Source organism: Ideonella sp. P3_A4 (assembly GCF_056403075.1).
The window spans coordinates 1-5,062 of record NZ_JBFUGE010000434.1; the positions used below are offsets into that span (position 1 = coordinate 1).

The 5,062-nt window shown below is 69.2% G+C and carries 5 protein-coding genes; 4 read left to right on the plus strand and 1 reads right to left on the minus strand.

Translation table 11 applies throughout. The features are described from left to right. The 4 genes from AC1DYI_RS26105 to AC1DYI_RS26120 form a co-directional block, all read left to right on the plus strand. Positions 1-299, plus strand: a 299-nt coding sequence (locus AC1DYI_RS26105; RefSeq protein WP_477207045.1) for a hypothetical protein, incomplete at its 5' end; no start/stop codon positions are given. 66 nt (positions 300-365) lie between these two features. Further along, positions 366-872, plus strand: coding sequence for a DinB family protein (locus AC1DYI_RS26110; RefSeq protein ID WP_477207046.1), 507 nt, complete (start codon positions 366-368; stop codon positions 870-872). An 82-nt stretch (positions 873-954) separates the two neighbouring features. Further along, complete coding sequence (locus tag AC1DYI_RS26115) at positions 955-1,923, plus strand: tRNA dihydrouridine synthase (RefSeq protein ID WP_477207047.1); 969 nt, start codon at positions 955-957, stop codon at positions 1,921-1,923. Between the two features lie 193 nt (positions 1,924-2,116). Further along, positions 2,117-4,399 carry a putative bifunctional diguanylate cyclase/phosphodiesterase gene (locus tag AC1DYI_RS26120; RefSeq protein ID WP_477207048.1) on the plus strand — a complete coding sequence of 761 codons (2,283 nt, stop codon included), beginning with the start codon at positions 2,117-2,119 and terminating at the stop codon, positions 4,397-4,399. A gap of 79 nt (positions 4,400-4,478) precedes the next feature. Here the strand turns inward: AC1DYI_RS26120 and AC1DYI_RS26125 are convergent, their stop codons facing one another. Continuing rightward, positions 4,479-4,889 carry a GlcG/HbpS family heme-binding protein gene (locus tag AC1DYI_RS26125; protein ID WP_477207049.1) on the minus strand — a complete coding sequence of 137 codons (411 nt, stop codon included), beginning with the start codon at positions 4,887-4,889 and terminating at the stop codon, positions 4,479-4,481. Between the last annotated feature and the right edge of the window lie 173 nt (positions 4,890-5,062).

The following is a 5,062-nucleotide window of genomic DNA, read 5'->3' on the forward strand; positions in this document are numbered from 1 at the left end:
CGATGAAGCTGCACGGCAACATCTACGGTCTGGCGACGAAGCGTCCGTGCGTGAACATCGGTGTGGGGCGCAAGCAGCAGCTGCTGTACAGCGAGTCCGGGCTCGAGTCCTGCTCGGTGCATCCGGGCGAGCTGTCGCAGCGCACGTTCTTCAACGCGCTCACTGCGGCGACGAGCGAGCCGATGCGGCGGCGGGTCAACGACCTGTCGGACCAGAGCTTCGCGGCCTTGGCCAAGTTGCGCGAGTCATTGCGGGTTCAGTTCGGCCYCAACGAGTTGGAAGAGGCCAGCGTCGCCTGACGGCCCGATGCAGCGAAGGGGCCGYGCACTGCACAATGTGCGGGCCCTTCTTTCACATCCATCGCCATGAGCACTCCCACGCTGCTGCTTTCCCTGTTCCAGTACAAGGCCTGGGCCAACGCCGAGTTGTTCGTCGAACTTCGAAAGGTCGACCCCGAGGCGAACGAGGCCCAGCGCCACCAGGCCATCCGGCTGCTGAACCACATCCACGTCGTCGACCGGATCTTCGTCGGCCACCTGTCCGGCAAGCCGCACGGCTACACCGGCACCAACACCACCGAGACGCCGACGCTGGACGAGTTGCAGGCGGCGGTCACCGAGACCGACCGCTGGTACGTCGACCACGTCACGGCGCTGACGGCCGAGCGCCTGAGCGAGCCGGTCACCTTCACCTTCACCGATGGTCTGCAAGGCTGCATGACGCGTGAAGAGATGCTGGCCCACGTCATCACCCACGGCGGCTACCACCGCGGCGCGGTTGGCAATGTGATGCGCCAGGCTGACGTGCAGCCGCCGAAAGATACCTTCACCCGCTACCTGCACACCACCGAGCCGGAGCGCCGCGAGCGATAAGACGCACCGCGGCGCCTTGGCAGGAGCCAGCTGAGACAGCCCTTTCGATGGCCGTGAGGCGACGGCTTGTTATCGTTCGCCCATGCAATTGCTTCTGGCCCCGATGGAGGGGCTGCTCGACCATCACCTGCGGGACATGCTGACGCGCGTCGGCGGCATCGACCGCTGTGTCAGCGAATTCATCCGCATCACCGACCAGCTGCTGCCCGAGCGGGTGTTCTTCCGCGTCATGCCCGAGCTGGCCAATGGTGGCAACACGCCGTCGGGCGTGCCAGTGCGCGGCCARCTGCTGGGCTCGGACCCGGCTTGCCTGGCCGACAACGCGGCGCGCCTGGCCTCGCTGGGCCCGACTGGGGTCGATCTGAACTTCGGCTGCCCGGCCAAGGTGGTCAACCGCCATGGCGGCGGTGCGGCGCTGCTGGACGACCCGGCGCTGCTGAACCGGATCATGGCCGAGGTGCGGCGCGCCGTGCCGGCCCACCTGGCGGTGTCCGCCAAGATGCGCCTGGGCACCGAAGACCACAGCCGCGCCGAAGAGTGCGCGCTCGCGTTGGCCGAGGGGGGGGCGGGCGAGATCGTCGTCCACGCGCGCTCCAAGCGCGATGGCTACCGCCCGCCGGCCTACTGGGAGCGCATCGCCCAGCTGCGCGAGGTGGTCGATGTGCCGCTGGTGGCCAACGGCGAGATCTGGACGGTCGACGACGCGCTGCGCTGCCGCGAGGTCAGCGGATGCACCAACCTGATGCTGGGCCGCGGCATGGTGGCCGACCCGGGGCTGGCGCTGGCGCTGCGGGCGGCCCTGGGCGAACCGATGGCCGTGCACCCGGCTGGCACCCCGGCGGTGCTGGAGTGGCCGCACCTGTTGGCGTTGCTGCGCGTGTTCTGGACCGGCATCGAGCACCACATCACGCCGCGCCACCGGCCGGGCCGCCTGAAGCAGTGGCTCAATTTCCTGCGCCGGCGCTTCCCCGAGGCCGAGGCGGCCTACCAGCAGCTGCGCACCGTCAACGAGCCGGCGGCAATGCGCCAGGCTCTGTACAGCCTGGGCTGAAGGCGACAAACTCGCGCCGCACAATGACAACGTTTACACCGACCTTGACCTGCCCAAGAGCCGCTGCCGCAACCGGTCGGATGGCGCTATCCCGGCGTGAAAACCCGCTGGTCGGCGGCTGGCGCTTGAATAACCGGCTTTTCGGCCGATAGAGCCCGGGCAGCCGAGGTCGACCGCGCTGCTGTCGTAGGACATGGGTTACCCCTTCCTGATCAATTCACTGGTCAATCTGATCGTCGGCCTGGCACTCGTGCTGGCTTGGCGTCGCCACCGCGAGCAGGTGTTCCTGCGCTCGCTGGGCTTCGCCACGCTGGTGCAGGTCCTGGTGCCGCCGGCCTTCATGTGGTGGCAGAAGAGCCTGGGCATCGCGTCCTGGCCGGCCGCCGCATTGCTGGTGGCTTCGGTGGCCGGCGCGTTGATCCTGCTCGCCAATGGCGCCGCCGGGCTCGCCGGACGCAGCCTGTCGCGACGCGGCCTGTCGGCCTTCGGCGCGGTGCTGGTGGTGATCTACCTGGTCTCGCTGCCGCTGGAGCCGCGCATCGGGCAGGCGCTTTCCGGTGTGCTGAACCTGGGTGTCGGGCTGGTGGCGGCGCGTTGGCTGTGGCCCCATCACCGCGCCGAGCGCCTGAGCGGCGTGTTGCTGGTGGCCGTCGGGCTGAACCAGTTCTGGTACGTCGCCATCGGCGAGTCCGGCCTGGCGATGCAGGCCAGCCTGGGCACGGTGCTGCGCGTCGGGCTCGGCTTCAGCCTGCTGTACGAGGCGCTTCGCCGCAGCAGCGAGGCCGCGCAACGCCTACGTGATCAGTACCTGCGGATGACCGAGAAGTCGCACTTCGGCGTCATCGTGATCCAGGACGACCACGTGCCCTACGCCAACAACGCGGCGCGGATCATCTACAACCACCCCGGTACCAAACCCTTCCCGCTGCCGTGGCGCAGCCGGCATGTCAGCGACGAGGACCGCGAGCGTTCGCTCTCTCGCCACCGGGCCATCGTCACCGGCCAGGTCGACCAGATCCAGTGGGAGGGCCCGCGCCTGCGCCACGACGGCCGCCACATGTACCTGCGTTTCGCCTCCTGGCGCATCGAGTGGGACGGCCGCCCGGCCGAGCAGGTGGTGGTGATCGACGACACCGAGCACCATGCAGCCGCCGCCGCACTGCTGCGCCAGGCCACCGAAGACAGCCTGACCGGCCTGCCCAACCGCAGTGCGCTGCTGAGCCGGCTGGCCCACCTGTGCGAGCAGGGCCAGCCTTTCGGCCTGCTGCTGATGGATGTCGACCGCTTCAAGCTCTTCAACGAAGCGCACGGCCCATCGGTCGGCGACGACGTGCTGCGCGCACTGGCCAGAGCCCTGCTCGAAGCCGCGCCGCCGCCAGCCGAGGCGATGCGCCTGGGCGAAGACGAATTTGCACTGTTGCTGCCGTTGCCGGTGGGCGAGGGCGGTGCCGAGTCGGCATCGCTGACGCTGGCCGGCCAGGTGCGCGAGCGCCTGCTGCAGCCGCTGGAGCTGCCCGGCCACCGCTTCTATGTCGACGTCTCGATCGGCCTCGCGCTGCACCCCGAATCGGGTCGCGCGCCCGAGGCGCTGCTGCGCGCCGCGCAGGCGGCGATGCATGAGGCCAAGCGCGTGCCGGGCTTGTCGGTGCGCCTGGCCGACGCCGGTTTCGTGCGCGGCTCGGGCGCCTCGCTCAAAGCCGAGCAGGCCTTGCGTGCCGGCCTGCACAACGAAGAATTCCTGCTGGTCTACCAGCCCAAGATCGCGGCCGACGATGGCCGGCTGACCGGCTTCGAGGCGCTGGTGCGCTGGCAGCGGCCTGGCGTGGGCCTGGTCGGCCCGGCCGATTTCATCCCCGCGGCCGAGCGCACCGGGATGATCGGCGCGCTCGGTGCGCTGATCCTCGACAAGGCCTGCGCGCAGGTCGCGGCGTGGCTGGCCGCTGGCGAGGCGGTGGTGCCGGTGGCCGTGAACGTGTCGCCGCTGCAGTTGCTGGACCCGGATTTCGCCGGCCTGGTGGCGCGCAGCATGGCGTTGCACCGGGTGCCGCCGCAGTTCCTGACGATCGAGATCACCGAGACGGCAGCCGCCACCCACCTGGACGTGGCCCGCGAGCGCATCACCGAGTTCGGCGCGCTCGGCCTGCAGGTCGCGCTCGACGACTTCGGGGCCGGGGTCTCTTCACTGAACATCCTGCGCAGCCTGCCGCTGCAGGTGGTCAAGATCGACCGATTGCTGATCGACCCGATGCCGGCCGCTGACGCGCAGGCCGTCGTGCGTGCCGTGTGCCAACTGGCGCGCGCGCTGCGGCTGAGGGTGGTGGCCGAAGGGGTCGAGACGGCAGAGCAGGCGGAGGCCGCACGCCACGCCGGCTGCGACGAATTCCAGGGCTACTACTTCAGCCGGCCGATGCCGCCTGCCGAGGCGGTGGGCTGGCTGCGGCGCTCGCTGCCGGCGACTGCGGTGGTCTCGAATTGACCGTCCGGCTCAGGGCCTGATCAGCCTCTCGACGAAAAAAGGGGCGTCGGCGACGCCCCTCTCAGATCCGCAGAGAGTGTCAGACCGGTGCGACGGCGGCCACGCCGGCGCGCGCCACCTGGGCGTCTTCGTTTGATTTCGCACCGCTGACGCCGACGGCGCCCAGCACGTGGTTGTGCAGGATGATCGGCACGGCGCCTTCCAGCATGCCGGTCATGTTGGGCGCGCTGAGGAAGGCGGTGCGGCCCTGGTTGATCATCTCTTCATAGTGGCGCGACTCGCGCTTGCCCATGGCGGCGGTGCGAGCCTTGGCGGTGGCCATTTCCGAGCTCAGCGCCGGGGCGCCGTCGAGGCGGTAGAAGCCCAGCAGGTGGCCGCCGTCGTCGACGACGGAGATCGAAACGGTCCAGTGGTGCGTCCAGGCTTCGGCACGGGCGGCCTCGAGAATCTTCCGCACGTCGGCGTGTTCGAGGTAGGGCTTGTTTTGCATGGCGAAATCGATGGAGGGTGACGGGCAAAGCGGCAGAGTATCGCCAATGACGTCATAAGCATTGAAGATGCCAACCCTCAAGCTGAATCAAGTTGTTGCGGTGTGCCAGTGTCGAAGGTCCCTTGGGGCAGGCCAAGCGTACCGCTGAGCAGCCGGCGCGAGAGGCCCTGCAC